Annotated in this window: 7 protein-coding genes; 1 reads left to right on the plus strand and 6 read right to left on the minus strand. The window is 68.5% G+C overall.

Annotated elements, in window-relative coordinates; all coding sequences use genetic code 11:
* Positions 1-18: 18 nt before the first annotated feature.
* On the minus strand, positions 19-771 hold the full coding sequence (locus tag ACU4E7_RS07995) for a CbtA family protein (protein WP_447021187.1): 753 nt from the start codon (positions 769-771) through the stop codon (positions 19-21).
* Positions 772-782: 11 nt separating this feature from the next.
* On the minus strand, positions 783-1010 hold the full coding sequence (locus tag ACU4E7_RS08000; RefSeq protein ID WP_447021188.1) for a CbtB domain-containing protein: 228 nt from the start codon (positions 1008-1010) through the stop codon (positions 783-785).
* On the opposite strand from ACU4E7_RS08000, the gene ACU4E7_RS08005 reads away from it, so the two are divergent.
* Positions 1009-1200 (plus strand): hypothetical protein, encoded by a 192-nt coding sequence (locus ACU4E7_RS08005; protein WP_447021189.1) that lies wholly within the window; start codon positions 1009-1011, stop codon positions 1198-1200. The two genes, ACU4E7_RS08000 and ACU4E7_RS08005, sit on opposite strands and share 2 nt — an antisense overlap.
* Before the next feature lie 491 nt (positions 1201-1691).
* Here ACU4E7_RS08005 and ACU4E7_RS08010 read toward each other — a convergent pair whose 3' ends face one another.
* The 4 genes from ACU4E7_RS08010 to ACU4E7_RS08025 are packed head-to-tail and all read right to left on the minus strand — an operon-like array spanning position 1692 to position 16328.
* The gene (locus ACU4E7_RS08010; RefSeq protein ID WP_447021190.1) at positions 1692-2444 is read right to left on the minus strand and encodes a thioesterase II family protein; all 753 of its coding nucleotides are present in this window, start codon (positions 2442-2444) and stop codon (positions 1692-1694) included.
* Positions 2441-4138, minus strand: coding sequence for a condensation domain-containing protein (locus ACU4E7_RS08015; RefSeq protein ID WP_447021191.1), 1698 nt, complete (start codon positions 4136-4138; stop codon positions 2441-2443). The genes ACU4E7_RS08010 and ACU4E7_RS08015 overlap by 4 nt, the downstream gene beginning before the upstream one ends.
* Positions 4135-11907 carry an amino acid adenylation domain-containing protein gene (locus ACU4E7_RS08020; protein WP_447021192.1) on the minus strand — a complete coding sequence of 2591 codons (7773 nt, stop codon included), beginning with the start codon at positions 11905-11907 and terminating at the stop codon, positions 4135-4137. The genes ACU4E7_RS08015 and ACU4E7_RS08020 overlap by 4 nt, the downstream gene beginning before the upstream one ends.
* Positions 11904-16328, minus strand: a complete 4425-nt coding sequence (locus ACU4E7_RS08025; protein WP_447021193.1) for a beta-ketoacyl synthase N-terminal-like domain-containing protein — start codon at positions 16326-16328, stop codon at positions 11904-11906. The genes ACU4E7_RS08020 and ACU4E7_RS08025 overlap by 4 nt, the downstream gene beginning before the upstream one ends.
* Between the last annotated feature and the right edge of the window lie 6 nt (positions 16329-16334).

Below are 16334 nucleotides of genomic sequence, written 5' to 3' on the forward strand. Positions count from 1 at the left end.
CGCGGCCGGGCGCCCGCGTCAGGCGGAGATGTGTTCGCGGCTCCGTGCCTTAGGGCTTCTCGTCTGGATTGCAGCGAATGCAACGGCGAGAGCGGCCCAGAAGATGACGTGTCCGGTCAGGGAGGCGGCCCGGAAGGCCCAGAGGGCATCGGTGGGGAAGGTCTCCGGCACCTCGTTGACGGAGGGCAGGGCCGCGAGCGCCAGGGCGATGGTGGCCACATAGACGCCGGCCGGCAGGACGAAGGCTCGCCAGTCCCCGAAGGACATCCAGAGCCTTCGCCCTGTTATGAGTGCCGCCACGGCGGTGAAGAGGGAGAAGCCCATCATCACGAAGTAGAGCTGCGTGCGGGCATCGATGGTGTCGCCACTGCCGACGGCGGGCGGGTTGGGGGGATATTTGAGGGCCGGGACGAGAACCAGCGCGATGAGGCCGACGGCTGCCAGCAGGAGAGTTGTGGTTCGTGGCCCGAGCGCGCCGAGGCGTCCGTTGGCGAAGGCGAAGGCGATGGCAAACAGCCCGCCGACGGCAGCACCATATGCCAGGACGCCGGTGAGCAGGCCAAATCCGGCCTGGGTCTGGCGGCTGACGAGCTCGGGCTCTGCTGCGGCGACTTCAGGTGCGTGTGCGTGGGGAACGGCGCTTTCCGCCTGCTCCTCGAAGGCGATGGCGCGCTCAAGCGGCGGCTCGCCAAAGACCCTGAGGAAGCAGAAGATGAGAAGGCTGGCGATCAATCCGGCCAGCATTCCCTTGAACAAGAGCTTTCCGGCCATGTTTGGGCTCCTCAGTGGCAGGGGAAACCGAGCAGGTGGCGGGCATCATGGACGTATTCGTGGACATAGGAGCCCGTGAAGACGGAGAGGGCCCCTTCCTCGACCCCGACGAAGTAGATGGCGAGCAGCATCATGAGGCCGCCGAAGAGGGCCCATGGCATCACCTCACGCAGCGGGATCGGAGCGGGGGTGGCAATGGATCCCGAGAATTTGGCCTGATGCTGCAAGAGTGTGGACATGGTCATCCTCCTGGACAAGGGGGTTCTGGACAAGGGGGTTGAAAAACGCAAAACGCCCCACGCGGCCCGGCCCAGGAAGGACGAGAGCAGTGGGGCGTTGATGCCGAAAATTTTGGGTAGCTGTATTGCTGGCAAAAAAGTTTGCATGGCCTTTTCAGCCTGTCAAGCGCTGCTTCAAGCCAAATTTTGAGCATTCATTTTGTGAGGTGCTCCCAATCGCGCGGACAGTCTGGCGGCGTGGCCAAGCTGGGTTCGGGTGTCGGTTACGCGGCCAAGTTGATACCGCCTGCCATGCTCCCCGCTACGCGCTCCATCTGAGGCTCGAGTCCGTTCCATCGACAGGACCGGACCATGAGGACCGGACCACGCAGCGATCGAGGTTCGCGGAAGAGCAGAGCATCGGCGTGCTTTGTGAGCGGGCGGCCGCGCGAAGGCGGCGGTCACCTTTGGGTCGTCGACGACAACGATCAGCGCCCACATTTCGCGCTCGGTGATCTGACGCGGGGGGCGTTCGCTTCGACCTTCACCGTAACGGAAGATTGGCTGCGCAATCCCGACCAGCTCCGCCGGTCGAGCGTTGCTCAACCGGCGCATCAACGCCAAACTCACCAGAGGACTCAGGTCTCTATGGCATGGGAGAAGAGGGGCGGGCCTTCAAAAAGGGCGTCGGACCTGGCCGCGTCAGCAGGCCGGCATCGCCGCAACATTCGGTGGCGTGCGGGTGTGGAGCCAGAGGCGCTCCAGGGTGTCGGGCAGGGCATCGAAGACGCTTTTGGCGATCATGTGCCGGCCTTCGACGGTGTGCATCATCGTCGTCCCGGTGATGAACTCCGACCAGGCGCAGGCGGCCTCCCATTGCACGAAGGCGTCGGCGTCGGCGTGGAAGACGTGGGCGGGGCAGTCCAGCCGGTCGCCGGATGTGTCGTGCTGGTAGACTTCACAGATGCGGAAGTCATTGCGCAGAATAGGCTCGAATACCGCCATGGCTTCCGGGTTGTTCAAGATGTCCATGTGAATCCCGCCCAGGTCCGCGAGGGTGCGCTGGAAGTCGTGCGGAGCGAGCGTATGGAACGGCTCGCGATCCAGAACCATGCGATCCGGCGCGTTGCAGCCGAGAACAAACAGCATGTCTGGCCCCGGCAGCCCCCAGCGGACCCAGCGCCGGGCGATCTCGTAGCCCAGCAGCGCACCCATGGAATAGCCGAAGATGGCATAGCTGCCGGTGAGGCGGGCCTGCAGTTCCTCGGCCATCTGATCGGCCAGGGCATCAAGGCTGGCGGGCAGGGGATCGTTGAAGCGCACCTCCCGCCCCGGCAGCGCGACCGGGTGGATGTTCATGGATCGCCCCGGCCGGGCCCAGCCGCGGAACAGGCTTGGGCCGACTCCTGCGGGTGGCAGAGCCAGGAGGAGGGGGGTGGAGTCACAAGCGCTCATAGCTCCACCTCGATATGGTCGTCGCCGGCGCCCGATTGCGCGACCAGGCCGTCAATATGGGCGGCGAGCTCGGAAAGAACCGGCTGCTCGAAGAGCGCGCGCACCGGAAGGCGCACGGGGAGCGCGCCCCTCAGGCGGCTGATGACCCGCGCCGCAAGCAGGGAATGGCCGCCGAGCTCGAAGAAATTCGCGTCGCTCTGCAGCGCCCCGCATTTGAGGACATCCTGCCAGGTGGTGGCCAGAAGAGCTTCCGTCGGCGTGGTGAGCGGCCGCCGCGGAGGGGTGGCGACGCGCGTCGGGTCATGGGCCGCGGGCCGATCTCTGCCGACGGCGAAGCCCAAAGCGGTGGAGGCCGGCGGCAGCTGCGCCAGGATGGCGCCGACTGTTTCCGCCGGAGCGCGCGACATAACGGCAAGGAGCGCGGCGAGCCGGGAAGCCATGTCGGCGATGGTCGCGGCTGAGATCACATCCGCGCTATAGCCGATGTCGAGGGTGAGAACGTCGGCGTGGGGCCGGGCCCAGAGCGTCAAGGGGAAGTGGGTTCGCTCGTCGAAGTCCAGGCACTCGCTGGTCAAGGCTGGCTGCTGTGGTGCGTGGTCCCGGGCGGTGAAATTCTCGACGACGAGGAGGGTGTCGAAAAGGGAGGCGCCGCGCCCCTGGATCTCGGACAGAGGCACATGCTCATGCTCCATCGTGGTGGCCTGACGGGTCTGCAGGTCGGCAAGCCAATGGTCGAGCGGCTGGGCCCGATCGATCGCTATGCGCACGGGAATAGTGTTAATGAATAGGCCGATCATCGAGGTGGCGCCCGCCAGTGTCGGGGGACGACCGGAGGTCGTGGTTCCGAACACAATGTCGTCCGCCCCGGTCTGCCACGCAATGAACAGGCCGAGGGCGCCCTGCAGCAGCGTATTGAGGGTGAGGCCCGAGGCCGTGCAACACGCCTTCATGCTGCGGTGAAGGTCTGGGGGACAGGTCCAGGTGTATCGTTGGAACCGCGTGGTGGCGTCGCCGCTCAACAGCCGTGTGGAACCGGGAGCGCCGGCAAGATAGGAGCGCCAGAAGCTGGCCGATGTGGCCCGGTCGCGCCGCTTCAACCATCCGATGTAGGCGCTGTAGGGTGGGGCCTCGGGCAGAGGTGGCGTGTCCGCGCCGGTTTCGCGTTGGTAGAGCAGCAGAAATTCTTCCAGAAGTTTGCGGATCGACCAGCCGTCAAGAATGATGTGGTGATAGCAGACGACCAGGATGGAGTCCTGCGGCCCGGTCTCAATCCACTGCGCCCGGGCCAGCGGCGGACGCCGCAGATCAAAGGTCGTCGCCCGGTTGGCGGCAAACAGGTCGGACAGTTTTGCCCGCTGCTCCGCGTCGCTGGCGGCGCTCCAGTTCAGGGTCGTGACTGCGGCCGGAGCATCCCGGACCACCACCTGGAAGGGCTCGTCCCGCTCCTCCCAATGGAAGCCGGTGCGCAGCACGCCATGACGTTGGATGAGGCCGCGCCAGGCGGCCTCAAGCGCGGCGCCATCGACCGCGCCGCGGAGACGGATGGCGGTCTGCGGCATGTAGAGGCCATCGGTTCCCGAAGACACCGTGTGGAACAGGAGGCCTTCCTGCATGGGTGACAGCGGATAGATATCCGCGATGGCATTGCGTCCGGTGATGGCGGCGGAGCTTGGGTGCGGCATGGGGCGTCTCAAAGGCTCCGGAGGATGTCATCCAGCTCATGCTGATTGAGGGACATGTGCGGGAAGTCGGCGGGGGTGAAGCCCGTCTCCGGCGCGGCGATGCAGTATTCGACCAATGCCGTGAGCTGGGCCCGGAACTCTTCCGACAGCTCCGCGATGGTGCTGCGATCATGGATCGCGGCGGAATAGGCCCAGCGCACGCTCAGGCAGCCCTCGGAGACGATGGCGTTCACATCGAGGAGCACGCCGCGGGGATTGGCTCCGCCGCGTGGCTCTCCGGCCGGTTCCGGCGCGCGGGCGAACAGGGCGTCACCCTCGAATAGATGATCCGTCTGGCCGAGATAGTTGAAGCGGATCGCCGCGATTTCCTCCAGGCGGGGCAGCGTCTTCCCCCGGAGATATTTGAGCACTCCGTAGCCGATACCGATGTTTGGGATGCGCCGCAGGCTGTCTTTCACGGCGAGCAGGGTGGCGCGCGTGTCGGCGTCGGGTTCGGCTTCGAGCAGCAGGGGGTGAAGGCCAGTGAACCAGCCCACGGTGCGGGAGAGATCGCGCGCCTCGAACAGGTCGGGCCGGCCGTGGCTCTCCAGGATGATGCGCAGCCGGTCCTGTCCAGACCATCGCCGCAGCGCGCCGTACAGGGCGGCGAGCATCAGCTCGTCGGCCTCGACCGGATAATGCGCTGGAGCATCATGCAGCAGGCGCTGGGTGGTGTCGCGATCGACAACAAGCCGCACCATGGCCGTATCGCGGGAAAGGTTGCTTCCCTCCGCGTGATCGGCCGGGGGCGGCGGTAGGGGCGCCTCGCAGATGCCGCGCCAATAGCCGAGTTCGTCGTCGAAACGGTCGCTGTCCGCAAGGGTACGGACCCATGCCCCCACCGGGCTGGTGCGGAGGGGCAGGGGCGCCTCGCCGGCGGCTTCTGCTTCGAGGCAGTGGCGCAGGTCGTCAAGCAGGATGCGCCAGGAGACACCGTCGATCACCAGATGATGCGCCGCGAGGGCGAGGCGCTGATCCTGGGCGCCGATATTGACGAGCACCGCGCCCCAGACCGGCCCGTCCGCGATGTCGAAGCTCCGCGACAGGGCATTGGCTTCGGCGGCGATGACGTCCGGCGCCTCCCTTTCGCTGCAGCTCACCACCCGCAGCGCCGGCGCCGGGGTGATGGGGGCATAGAGCTGGGTCCATCCGTCCGGGCCGGGCGCGTAGCGCGCCCGCAGGGCGTCGTGGTCGGTGTGGATGCGGTTCATCGCCGCCTGCAGGGCCTGCGCCTCCAGCCGATGGCGCGGACGCAGCAGCAGCGCCTGGTTCCAGTGGCTGGGTTCCGGAAAATCCTGCTCGAAGAACCAATGCTGGGCCGGGGCGAGGGGGACGTTGCCGGTGACCGGTCCCTGTTCCATCTGCTCCGCGCCCAGTGTTGCCACTGAGGCGGCCAGGGCGGCCAGGGTGCCGTGTTGAAAGAGCTGGCGCGGCGCGATGGCGATGCCCTGCTGGCGCGCCAGTGCCACCACCTGGATGGCGAGGATGGAATCGCCGCCGAGGGCGAAGAAGTTGTCGTTCCGGCCGATGTCGGCACGCCCCAGCAGCTTCGCCCAGATGGCCGCGAGGATCTGCTCGAAACCCCGCCGCGGCGCCCCATCGTCGCGGTGGTGCGGACCGTCGGTGGTGGGGTGGCCGGCGGTGGGGTCCGGCAGCGCCTTGCGGTCGAGCTTTCCGTTCGGCAGCCGCGGTAGTTTGGCGAGGAGCGTGACGAGCGTCGGCACGAGGTGGCGCGGCAGCTGCTCGGAGAGATAGGCGGATACGGCCGCCTTGGCGAGGGGCGCGGGCGTCTCGATCCAGGCCGCCAGACGGGCGTGGCCGGTGGCATCGTGCCAGGCGTCCACGGCAACGCCGGTGATGCCCGGATGGCGCAGGAGCACCGCCTCGACCTCGCCGGGTTCGATGCGGAATCCGCTGATTTTCATCTGCCGGTCGCAGCGGCCGAGATAGTCGATATTACCGTCGGTGCGCCGCCGCACCAGATCGCCGGTCCGGTAGAGCACCGGGGCGTGCCCGGTGGTGGCGAAGGGATTGGGCAGGAAGCGCTCGGCGGTCAGGTCCGGGCGATGGTGATAGCCGCGGGCGATCCCACGGCCGCTGAGGTAAAGCTCGCCGGGCATGCCAATGGGCACCTCTTGCATCTCTTCGTCCAGCACATGGGCCTGCGTGTTGGCGATGGGCTGGCCGATGTGGATGCGCTCGATCGGCTCCTGGAGGCGGTAGCCGGTCGAATAGGTGGTGTCTTCCGAGGGGCCATAGAGATTATGCAGCGCGGTGACCGCGCCGTCCGCCAGGATCGCAGCGGCAAGGCTCGGCGGCAGCGGTTCGCCGGCGAGGCAGACCGTTCGCGCATTCGGCGGCAACGGTCCGAACCGCATGAGTTCCGCCATGGGGGTCGGCACGGTGTTGATGAGCGTGATCTCGTCGGCGAAGGCGGCGTCGGGAAGCTCGAACAGATCTTCCACCATGAACACGCGGCCACCGGCTGCCAGGGTGGCGAAGATCTCGAAGATCGACAGGTCGAAGCACACGGAGGTTGCGGCCAGAACGCCGGAGAGTTGCTGCGGCGAGAAGGTCTCGCGAGCCCAATGGGTGAAGGCCACCGCATTGCCATGCTCAATGGCGACGCCCTTCGGCTTGCCGGTGGATCCCGACGTATAGATGACGTAGGCGAGGTCATGGCCGCAGGCGCCGTTCGTGTCGGGGGCGTCATCGCCTGCTGATGCTTCCGCCTTGGTGGGCTCCCATATGGTGGTCGGGTCCAGGGTTTCCCGCCCGAGGAAATGGGGCTGGTCCTCCCGCGTCAACAGCAGCGCCAGGCGTGCGTCGGAAGCGATGAAGGCGACGCGCTCCTGCGGATAGTTGGGATCGAGCGGCACGTAAGCGGCTCCGGTTTTCAGCACCGCCAGCATGGCGGCCACCAGATCGACCGTGCGGCGCAGGCAGATGCCGACGCAGGCACCACGGCCGATGCCCCGTGATGTGAGATGGCGCGCAAGCGCGTTGGCCCGCTGGTTGAGCGCCCCATAGGACAGGCTGCGGTCCCGATCGGTCACGGCGATGGCCGTGGGGGTGCGGCGGGCGCTGCGCTCGAAAAAGCCATGCAAGGTGTCCGGCGCCGCGGGGGTCTGCTGGGCGGTATCGTTCCACGCCTGGATCTGCTGGCGTTGTTTCACTGGAAGGCAGGAGATGCGCGCCTGCGGCAGGTGGGGGTGGGCCACCAGCGCCTCCACCAGTGCCGCGAAGGCCTCGGCCATGGCGGTGATGGTGGCGGGCAGGAACAGGTCTGTCCTGAAGATGAAGGCGCAGTCCAGAAGGCCATTCTGGTGCCGCACGTTCAATGTCAGGTCGACCTTGGCGCTGTCCGGCGGGAGTGAGACCGCGGCGCGCTCCAACCCGATGGGATCCATGTCGCGCGGCGTGTCCGCTTGCCAGCTGAACATGGCCTGGAACACCGGATTGTGGCTCCAGTCGCGCGGGACGGCGAGGGCGTCGACGACCCGCTCGAAGGGGGTGTCCTGGTGCTGGAAGCCTTCGAGCACGGTGAGGCGGGTCCGTTCGAGCTGGCGGGCGAAGCTGGCATCGGGCTCGTAGGCCAGCTTCAGGGCCAGGGTGTTCACGAACAGCCCGACCACCTGCTCGAGCGCCGGATCCGGCCGTTGGGAGATGGGCGTTCCGATGACCACCTCGCGGGACCGGGAATAGCGCGACAACAGGACGGTGAAGGCCGACAGGACCGCCATGAACAGCGTGGCGTCATGTGCGCTCGCCAGCGCCGCCAGGCGGCGGGTGAGATCCGCACCGAGGGTGACGCGCACGCCGTCGCCGCCGCCCTCCTGCTGCGCGCCGCGCGGGAAATCGGTGGGCAGCTCCAGCAGGCGCGGCGCATCCTGCAGCTGCTGCCGCCAGTAAGTGAGATCATCGTCGCCGGCCTGCTGACGCTGCCAGGCGGCGTAGTCTGCGTAGCGCAGAGCCAGGGGCGGCGGCTGCGTTTGTCCCTCGTCCCCCACCAGCCGGTTATAGAAGGCGGTGACGTCCCGCTGGATCAGCTCCAGAGACTGAGCATCGGCGACAATGTGGTGGATCACGATCAGTACGACGTGATCCTGCGGCCCCACGACAAAGATCCGGGCGCGGAAGAGGGGGGCGTGCTGAAGATCGAACGGGATCCGGCATTCCGCCGCGAGATCTTCAGCCAGGGTCGCGTCGCTGGATGGCCGATCGGCGACGTCGGGCTCCACCAGAGGCTCCACGTCGATGACCGGCTGGCCGTTGTCGGTGACGATGCGCGTGCGCAAGGCCTCGTGGCGCTGCGAGAGGCGCCGGAAGGCTTCGACCAACGCCGCGCGGTCCAGCGGGCCGCGTAGCCGGATCGCCGCGGGCACGTTGTAGGAGGGGCTTTTAGGCTCGAGCTGCCAGAGGGTCCAAAGCCGCTGCTGGGCGAAGGACAGGGGGATCGGCTCGCCCTCCGCCAGCCGCGGGATGCTGACGCCGCCGGAGGGCTGGCGCGGGTCGGACATGCCAGCCGCCGGGGCGATGGCCGCCGCGAAGTCCTGCAGGTTCGGGAACTCGAACAGCGTGCGCAGCACGTCCTTGGTGGGCAAGGCGAAGGGCAGGCGGGCGATCATCCGCATGGCCAGAAGGGAATGCCCGCCCAGCTTGAAGAAATTGTCCTGGCGGCCGATGTCCGCCACCTTCAGGGTGTCCGACCAGGCCGCGGCGACCTGCCGCTCGACATCGGTGACGAGCGGCGCCTTGTGACCGGTCGTGAAATCCGCGATCGCCGGCAGCGCGCCGCGGTCGATCTTGCCATTGGGCTGCTGGGGCAGCCGGGTGATGAAGCCCCACAGGGTCGGCACCATATGGGCGGGCAGCACCTGCGCCAGGGTGCGCCGCAGGGCGGCCTCGTCGAGGGTGATGCCGTCGTCCGGCTCCACGAAGGCTGCGAGCTGCCTGTCGGCGCCGCCGGTGACCGTGACGACGGCCTTGGCGACCCCGTCGATCCGTTCAAGGTGATGCTCGATCTCGCCGGTTTCGATCCGCAGACCGCGCACTTTCACCTGCTGATCGAGCCGGCCGAGGAATTCCAGCAGGCCGTCCGCCCGATGTCGCACGCGATCCCCGGTGCGGTAAAGGCGTGCGCCGGGCGATGACGAGAAGGGGTCGGGAAGGAAGCGCTCCGCCGTCTGCGCCGGTCGCCCGAAATAGCCGCGCGCCAGTCCGCAGCCGGCCAGGTGCAGCTCGCCGGAGACGCCCTGCGGGCGTACGCGGCCGGCTCGGTCGAGAATGTAGGTGCGCGTGTTGGGGAGCGGCCTGCCAATGGGCACCACGCCGCCGTCATATCCTGCCCCATGCAGGGCGACCTCCGTCGAGAACACGGTGTCTTCGGAGGGGCCATAGAGATTGTGGATGTGCAGATGCGGGTAGTCCGCGCGCAACCGCGTCACGAGGGAGGCGGGCAGCGGCTCGCCGCAGAAGGTGGCGCATTTCACCGTCTTCGGCAGGCGCTGGGTCTGCAGCAGCTCCTGCAGCAGGCTCGGCACCGTATTGATGAAGGTCACGTCCACCTTGCCCGTCAGGTCCGGCAGGGTGAGAAAATGCTCGGTGACCACCAGCGCGCCGCCAATGACGAGGGGCGCGAAAAGCTCGAACACCGACAGGTCGAAGCTGATGGAGGTCGGCACGAGCATATAGGCCATCTCGTCCCGGCTGAAGCGGGCCTGCGCCCAATGCATGAACGCAACCACCGAGCGGTGGGCGATGGCGACACCCTTGGGGCGCCCGGTCGAGCCCGAGGTGTAGATGATGTAGGCGAGATCGTCGGGTTCGACCCGGGGCCGGGCTGCCAGGCGGGCGGCGGGCAGCGCGTCCACATCCAGGATCTGCAGCCCCTCGCCCGTCACGAAGGAAGGTTGATGGTCGGACAAGAGAATGTCGAGGCCGGCATCCTGGGCGATGAATGCGAGCCGTTCGGCGGGATATTCCGCATCGAGCGGAACATAGGCACCGCCGGATTGGAGAATGCCCAGAAGGCCGGCGATCATGCCCGGGGAACGGCGCATGCAGATGCCGACACGATGTCCCGGCCTCACGCCGGCCCCCACCAGCGCGGCGGCGATGCCGGCGGCGCGGTCGGCCAGCTCCTGATAGGTCCATGTCACGGTGCCGTCGGTGACCGCCGGCGCACGGGGGGTCGCCCCGGCCTGCATCCGGAACAGGTCATGGAGGCAGAGCCCGGCGGCTTCCTCCCGTACCGGGCCGGCCCCGGCCGCCACGGCGGCGGCGACCTCGTCGGGGGACAGCAGATCGAGGGTGGACAGACGCCGCTGGGGGGCCTCGACGATCATGGCGAGCAGGCGCTCGAAGCGGCGCGCCATGTCGGCGATGGTGTCCTCGTCGAACAGGTGGCAGGCGTATTCGATCTTGCCGCCGATATCCGGCCCGATGTCCTCCAAGTTGAACCGCAGCTCATACTTGGTCGCCACCTCCCGCAGCGGATAGGGCGCGATGGCGAGGTCGTGCAGGCCGGGCGGTGGGGCGATGGAGTGCTGGATGTCGAACTTCACCTGGAACAGCGGGTTCAGTTCGGACAAGGAGCGTTCCGGGTTGATCGCCTCCACCAGCCGCTCGAACGGGATGTCCTGGTGCGCGAGACCCTGCCGGACTGATGCTGCCACGCGCATGAGGAGATCCTCGAACGTGGGATCGCCCGAGAGGTCGCTGCGGAACACCAGCGTGTTGACCATCGGCCCGATCATCGTCTGCGTCTCGGGGCGGTCGCGATTGGCCACCTCGCTGCCGACGATGATGTCGTCGCTGTCGCTGTAAAGGTGCAGCAGCACCTTGAAGGCGGTCAGCAGCAGCGTGAACACGGTCACGTTCCGCTGCGCCGCAAGTGTGCGCAGCCGCAGCGCCAGGGCACGATCCAGCCGCACCGGCAGATGGCGCCCTTCGAAGCTGGTGGCGGCGCCGCGCGGGCGGTCGAGTGGCAGCTCCAGCACCGGCAGCTCTCCCGCGAGCTGTGCGGTCCAATAGGCGAGCTGGTCGCGCAGCACCGGGCCGGCCAGCAGGTCCCGTTGCCAGAGCGTCCAATCAGCGAACTGCACGGCGAGGTCGGGCAGGTCGGCAGGACGGGCCATCACCTGCGCCTCATACAGTTTGGACAGCTCTCGCGCGAACACACCCATGGACCATCGATCGGAGATGATGTGATGCATGCCCAAAGCGAGCACGTGCGCGTCGTCACTCAGCTGCAGCAGCGCGGCGCGCAGCGGCGGCCGCGTCAGGTCGTAAGGGGTGCCGACCAGTTCCTCCACGTGGCGGCGCGCGCTCGCCTCCGGATCGGGGGCCTGACGGTAATCCTGATAGGAGAGGTCGAGGGCATCGGGCTCCCCCACCACCTGCAGGGGGGTGCCATCCGCGCCTGGGGTGAACGCGGTGCGCAGCGTGTCATGGCGCGCCACCAGCGCCGCGAAGGCGCGGGCCAGGGCCGGACGATCGAGAGGGCCCTCCAGGCGCAGGGCGAGGTTCATGTTGTAGGCAACGGTGCCGGGATCGAGCTGCTGCATGAACCAGAGCCGCTGCTGCGCGAAGGATAGCGGCAGGGGCGCGGCCGGGTTCCCACGCCGCGGAAGGGCGGCGGGCGCGGCGCGGTTCCCGCGCTTGGCGTTGAGGAGTTTGCGTTCCAGGAGCTGCCGCCGCTCTGGTGAAAGAGCATCAAGTTTCTGCAGGACCTCGTTCATCGGGCATCGCTCCCGGCTATCAGTCGGCCGACTTCGTCATCGGAAAGGCTGCCGACCTCATCGAGGAGATCGGCCAGGACGTGCAGGTCCGTGTTCTCGGCAATCCGCGCGGTAAGGGTGGCGGCGATCTCCGCCGCCGTCGGGTTGTCGAAGAGGAGATCGCGCATGGCGATGTCGACCGGAAAGGCGTCACGCAGTTTCGCCACCGCGCGGATGGCCAGCAGCGAGTGGCCGCCGAGCTCGTAGAAGCCGTCATTCACGCCCACGCGCTCCAAGCCGAGCAATTCCTTGAAGATCTCGACCACGGTAGCTTCCGCCGGCGTGCGCGGTGCGAGGAAGGCGGTGGCCAGCGCCGGCCGGCTGCGGCCGCCGGTGGCGCCGATGGGCTCCACCGCGGTGGCGACGGCGCCAATGAACGGGCGGCCGTTGGCCGAGAGCATCGTCTGGCCGCTGCATCCGGCGTCGATGAGGCTTGAGGTCAGCGCCCAGGCCGTCGCGGGGGACACCGCCGCGGCCGTCGCCGCGCCCGCCCGCGGGTGTCCGCCCGCATCCGGAGCAACGCGCGGATAGCCGATGGCGAACCAGCGGGTGGGCCCTGTCCGATCCTGCCGGGCCACGAGCAGATCCATGGCCTGGTGGGTGGCCGCATAGGCGGCAAGGCTCGGACCGCCGACCGCGACCGACAACGAGGACTGGATGCAGCAAAAGCCGATCCTGCGCCGCCCCGCCGCTGCGATCAGCGCCTGCAGCGGCGCGTGCAGGGTGTCGAGATTGTGCTGCCAATGGGCGTCTTGCAGCGCGGTGATCGGGGCCGCGGAAGCCCGGTCCGACTGAGGCATGCTCAGAAAGACGCCGTCCACCCGGCCGCAGGCGGCGACGACAGCATCGAGCGCGGCGTCGAGCGACGCCGTGTCGGTGCCATTGAGGGGGATGCGCAGGGTGTCGGCCGTTTCGAGCGATGGCGCGCCACTGTCCTGCAACAGGGCGAGCCGGACTCCGGGCCATGCGGAAAGCCCGTCGCGCCAAGCCTGGCCGACCGGGCCGGTGAGGTCGCCCATCATCGCATAGACACCATTGCGCCGCAGCCCGGCTTGCCCGTCCGCCTTGGAAGGCTCCAGGCGCTCCATCTCGGGCAGCCAGCGGTGCGGGCCGCGCAGCGCCACGGTGCGCCCATCGCGGCCGAGCTCATCGCAGATGTGCCGCGCCACCTGCTCCGGCGGGAGAGCGTCGGTCGCCTCGATGTCGATGTGGCGCCATGCCAGGTGGGGGTGCTCCTGGCCCACCACTGGCATCACCCCACCGACCAGGGCTTGGGCGGCGTCGAGATCTTCCAGGCCGGTCACGTCCGCGGCGCATCGGGTGAGCAGGGTCAGGCTCAGGTGCCGTTCATCGTGCGCGAGCGCGGTGACGACGGCCAGCATGGCGCAGGCGTCGGCGTTGAGCGGCGTGGCCGTCGGCCGGGGCCGCAGCGGCCAGGCGAACAGCAGGTGATCGGGGGGGGCGCCGCGCTCCGCCAGCGTCGCCAGCAGGCTCGCATAGTCGGCGGGTTCACCGGGACGCAGGGCGAAGCACCGATAGTCGGGTTCGGCGAACTGGTCGCTGGCGATGACCCGGTAGGGTTCAGCGCCGGTGCGTTCGAGGATCTGCGCCAGGGCTGTGCCGATCCGTCCGTCGTCAAAGATCAGGACACGCCCCTTCAACGGCGCCGCCTTCGCGGCGGCTGGGGGCTGCCTGTGCCATGTGGTCCGATAAAGGGTGGGCCCGGGCGCCTCCGCAGCGGCTGGGCCGGCCGCTTCGTCGGGCCGGACCCAGAAGCGCTCCCCTTGAAAGGGATAGGTGGGCAGGGGCACGCGCCGGGCGCCGCGGGCGGCCGGCAGGTCGAGTGCGCCATTCAGCTGCCAGCACCGTCCCAGGGCGGTGAGGACCTGTTCGGCCTCTTCGCGCCGGTCTTCATCCCCGAGCGTGGCGATGCAGGGCACCGTCGCGGGCGCGGTCTGCGCCGTCAATGTGCTGAGCGTCCGTCCGGGACCGACCTCGATGAAGAGGGGCGCGGGCAGGGACAGCAGGGTCCGCGTGCCCGCCTCGAACCGCACCGGCTCCAGCAGGTGGCGCACCCAATAGTCCGGATCGGTCGCCTGCTCATCTGTCATCCAGGTGCCGGTGACGTTGGAGATCAGCGGGATGCGGGGCGGGGCCAGGGGGATGTCCCGAAGCACCGCGCGAAAGGCGTCGGCGGCCTCACCCATCATCGGGGAGTGAAAGGCATGAGAGGTCTTCAACAGCCGGCTGGCGACTCCATCCTGCTTGAGGCGGCGCTGCAGGTCGGCGATGGCCGCGCGGGCGCCGGACACCACACTGAGCCCGGGGGCGTTGGCCGCCGCCAGGGCGATGTCGGCTGACAGCCAAGGTTCCACCTCCTGGTCCGGATGGATGATCGCGAGCATGGCGCCGGCGGGCGCCCGCTGCATGAGGCGGCCGCGGGCCACCACGAGGGCGAGCGCCGCATCGAGATCGAACACGCCGGCGAGGCAGGCAGCCACATATTCGCCGATGCTATGCCCATGCATGGCCCGGGGCGCGACGCCGTGCGCCATCCAGGTGCGGGCCAGGGCATAGGAGACGGCGAACAATGCCGGCTGCGCGACGTCGGTCCGATAGATGGCGTCGTCGCCGGAGAACAGATGCTGCCGAAAGTCGAGGCCCATCAGGTGGTCGAGCCGATCGGCGCACGTCTCGAAGGGCATTCGGAAGGCGGGCAGGCCGGCGTGCAGCGACCGGCCCATGGCGGCGTAGGGGGTGCCCTGGCCGGGAAAGAGGAACACCGGCTCCGGCTCCGGTCCGCGGGCCGTCTCATCGAAGCTCGACAGGGCGCGCAGGCGCGCCGCGGCGGTGGCCGCGTCCGAGGCCACCACGAACTGCCGATGCGGGAAGTCCGTCCGCCCGGCACGCAGGGTGAACGCCGTGTCGGCGAGGTCCGGCGCCGTGGGCGCATCCAGGTCCGCGGCGAGCGCCGTGGCGCTGCGCGACAGGGCGGCGGCGTCGCGGGCGGAGAGGGTGACCAGCTGCGGGCCGCCAGTGCCCGTCGACGGTGCCGGACGCTGGGGAGCCTCCTCCAGGATCACGTGTGCATTGGTTCCGCCGATGCCGAAGGAGCTGACGCCGGCGCGCCGGGCCTGCCCGCCACTCTCCCACGTGCGCAGATGGGTGTTGACGTAGAAGGGGCTCGCGGCGAAGTCGATGCGCGGATTGGGCTGTTCGTAATGCAGGCTCGGGGGCAGTTGGCCCTGCCGCACCGCGAGCACCGCCTTGATGAAGCCGGTGACGCCGGCTGCGGTGTCCAGATGGCCGATATTGCTCTTCACCGAGCCCAGCGCGCAGAAGCCGCTGCGGGTGGTGTGCCGCCGGAAGGCCTGGGTCAAGGCGGCAACCTCGATCGGATCGCCGAGGGCGGTGCCGGTGCCATGGGCTTCCACATAGCCGATGCTGTCCGCGTTCACGCCGGCCATGGCCAGCGCATCGGCGATCACCGCCGCCTGGCTGTCCACCTGCGGCGCGGTGAAACTCGCCTTCAGGGCACCATCATTGTTGATGGCCGAGCCGATGATGACCGCGTCGATGGCATCGCCGTCGGCCAGGGCATCGGCCAGCCGCTTGAGCACCACGATGCCCACGCCGCTGCCGGGAACCGTGCCTGCCGCGCTGGCGTCGAAGGCGCGGCAATGGCCATCGGGAGAGAGGATGCCGCCCTCCCGGGCGCGATAGCCCGATGCCTGCGACAGCGAGACCCCGCCGGCCAGGGCCATGTCGCAGTCGCCGGCGAGCAGGCTCTGCACCGCCAGATGCACGGCCACCAGCGATGACGAACATGCGCTTTGAACCGTCACCGCCGGTCCGCGTAGGTCGAGCTTGAAGGCGGTGCGAGTGGCCAGGAAGTCCTTGTCGTTGGAGACGAACAGCTCGTAGGGGCTGACGGTGCCGCGGATCCGCGCGTTGTCGTGCAGGTTCAACAGGTAGGTGTTGATGCCCGCTGCCGCGAAGACGGCGGTGGCGCCTGGCCGCCGGCCCCCGGCATAGCCTGCGGTTTCCAACGCCGCCCAGGCACATTCGAGGAAGACGCGCTGCTGCGGATCGAGGATTTCCGCCTCGGCCGGGCTGTAGCCGAAGAATGCGGCGTCGAAGCGATCGGCCCCCTCCAGCGGTCCGCCCGCCGCGACAAAGTCGGGCAGGTCCAGTTGCGCTTCCGACACGCCGTTGGCTCGCAGCGCATCCCGGCTCCAGCGGGGAATGGAGTCGACACCGCCAAACAGGTTCTGCGCAAAGTCTCCCACGTTCTGCGCGCCGGGAAAGCGGCCTGCCATTCCGATGACGGCGACATGGTGTTCGCTGGCATCGGCATGAATGGGGGCGGACATGTCGTTCATGAGCGA

This window comes from Xanthobacter sp. ZOL 2024, from assembly GCF_052932325.1.

What these genes read in the sequence shown, in the direction of transcription:
- ACU4E7_RS08000 (WP_447021188.1), bottom strand. Translation starts at nt 1,010, where the DNA reads ATGTCCACACTCTTGCAGCATCAGGCCAAATTCTCGGGATCCATTGCC.
- ACU4E7_RS08010 (WP_447021190.1), bottom strand. Translation starts at nt 2,444, where the DNA reads ATGAGCGCTTGTGACTCCACCCCCCTCCTCCTGGCTCTGCCACCCGCA.
- ACU4E7_RS07995 (WP_447021187.1), bottom strand. Translation starts at nt 771, where the DNA reads ATGGCCGGAAAGCTCTTGTTCAAGGGAATGCTGGCCGGATTGATCGCC.
- ACU4E7_RS08005 (WP_447021189.1), top strand. Translation starts at nt 1,009, where the DNA reads ATGGTCATCCTCCTGGACAAGGGGGTTCTGGACAAGGGGGTTGAAAAA.
- ACU4E7_RS08020 (WP_447021192.1), bottom strand. Translation starts at nt 11,907, where the DNA reads ATGAACGAGGTCCTGCAGAAACTTGATGCTCTTTCACCAGAGCGGCGG.
- ACU4E7_RS08025 (WP_447021193.1), bottom strand. Translation starts at nt 16,328, where the DNA reads ATGAACGACATGTCCGCCCCCATTCATGCCGATGCCAGCGAACACCAT.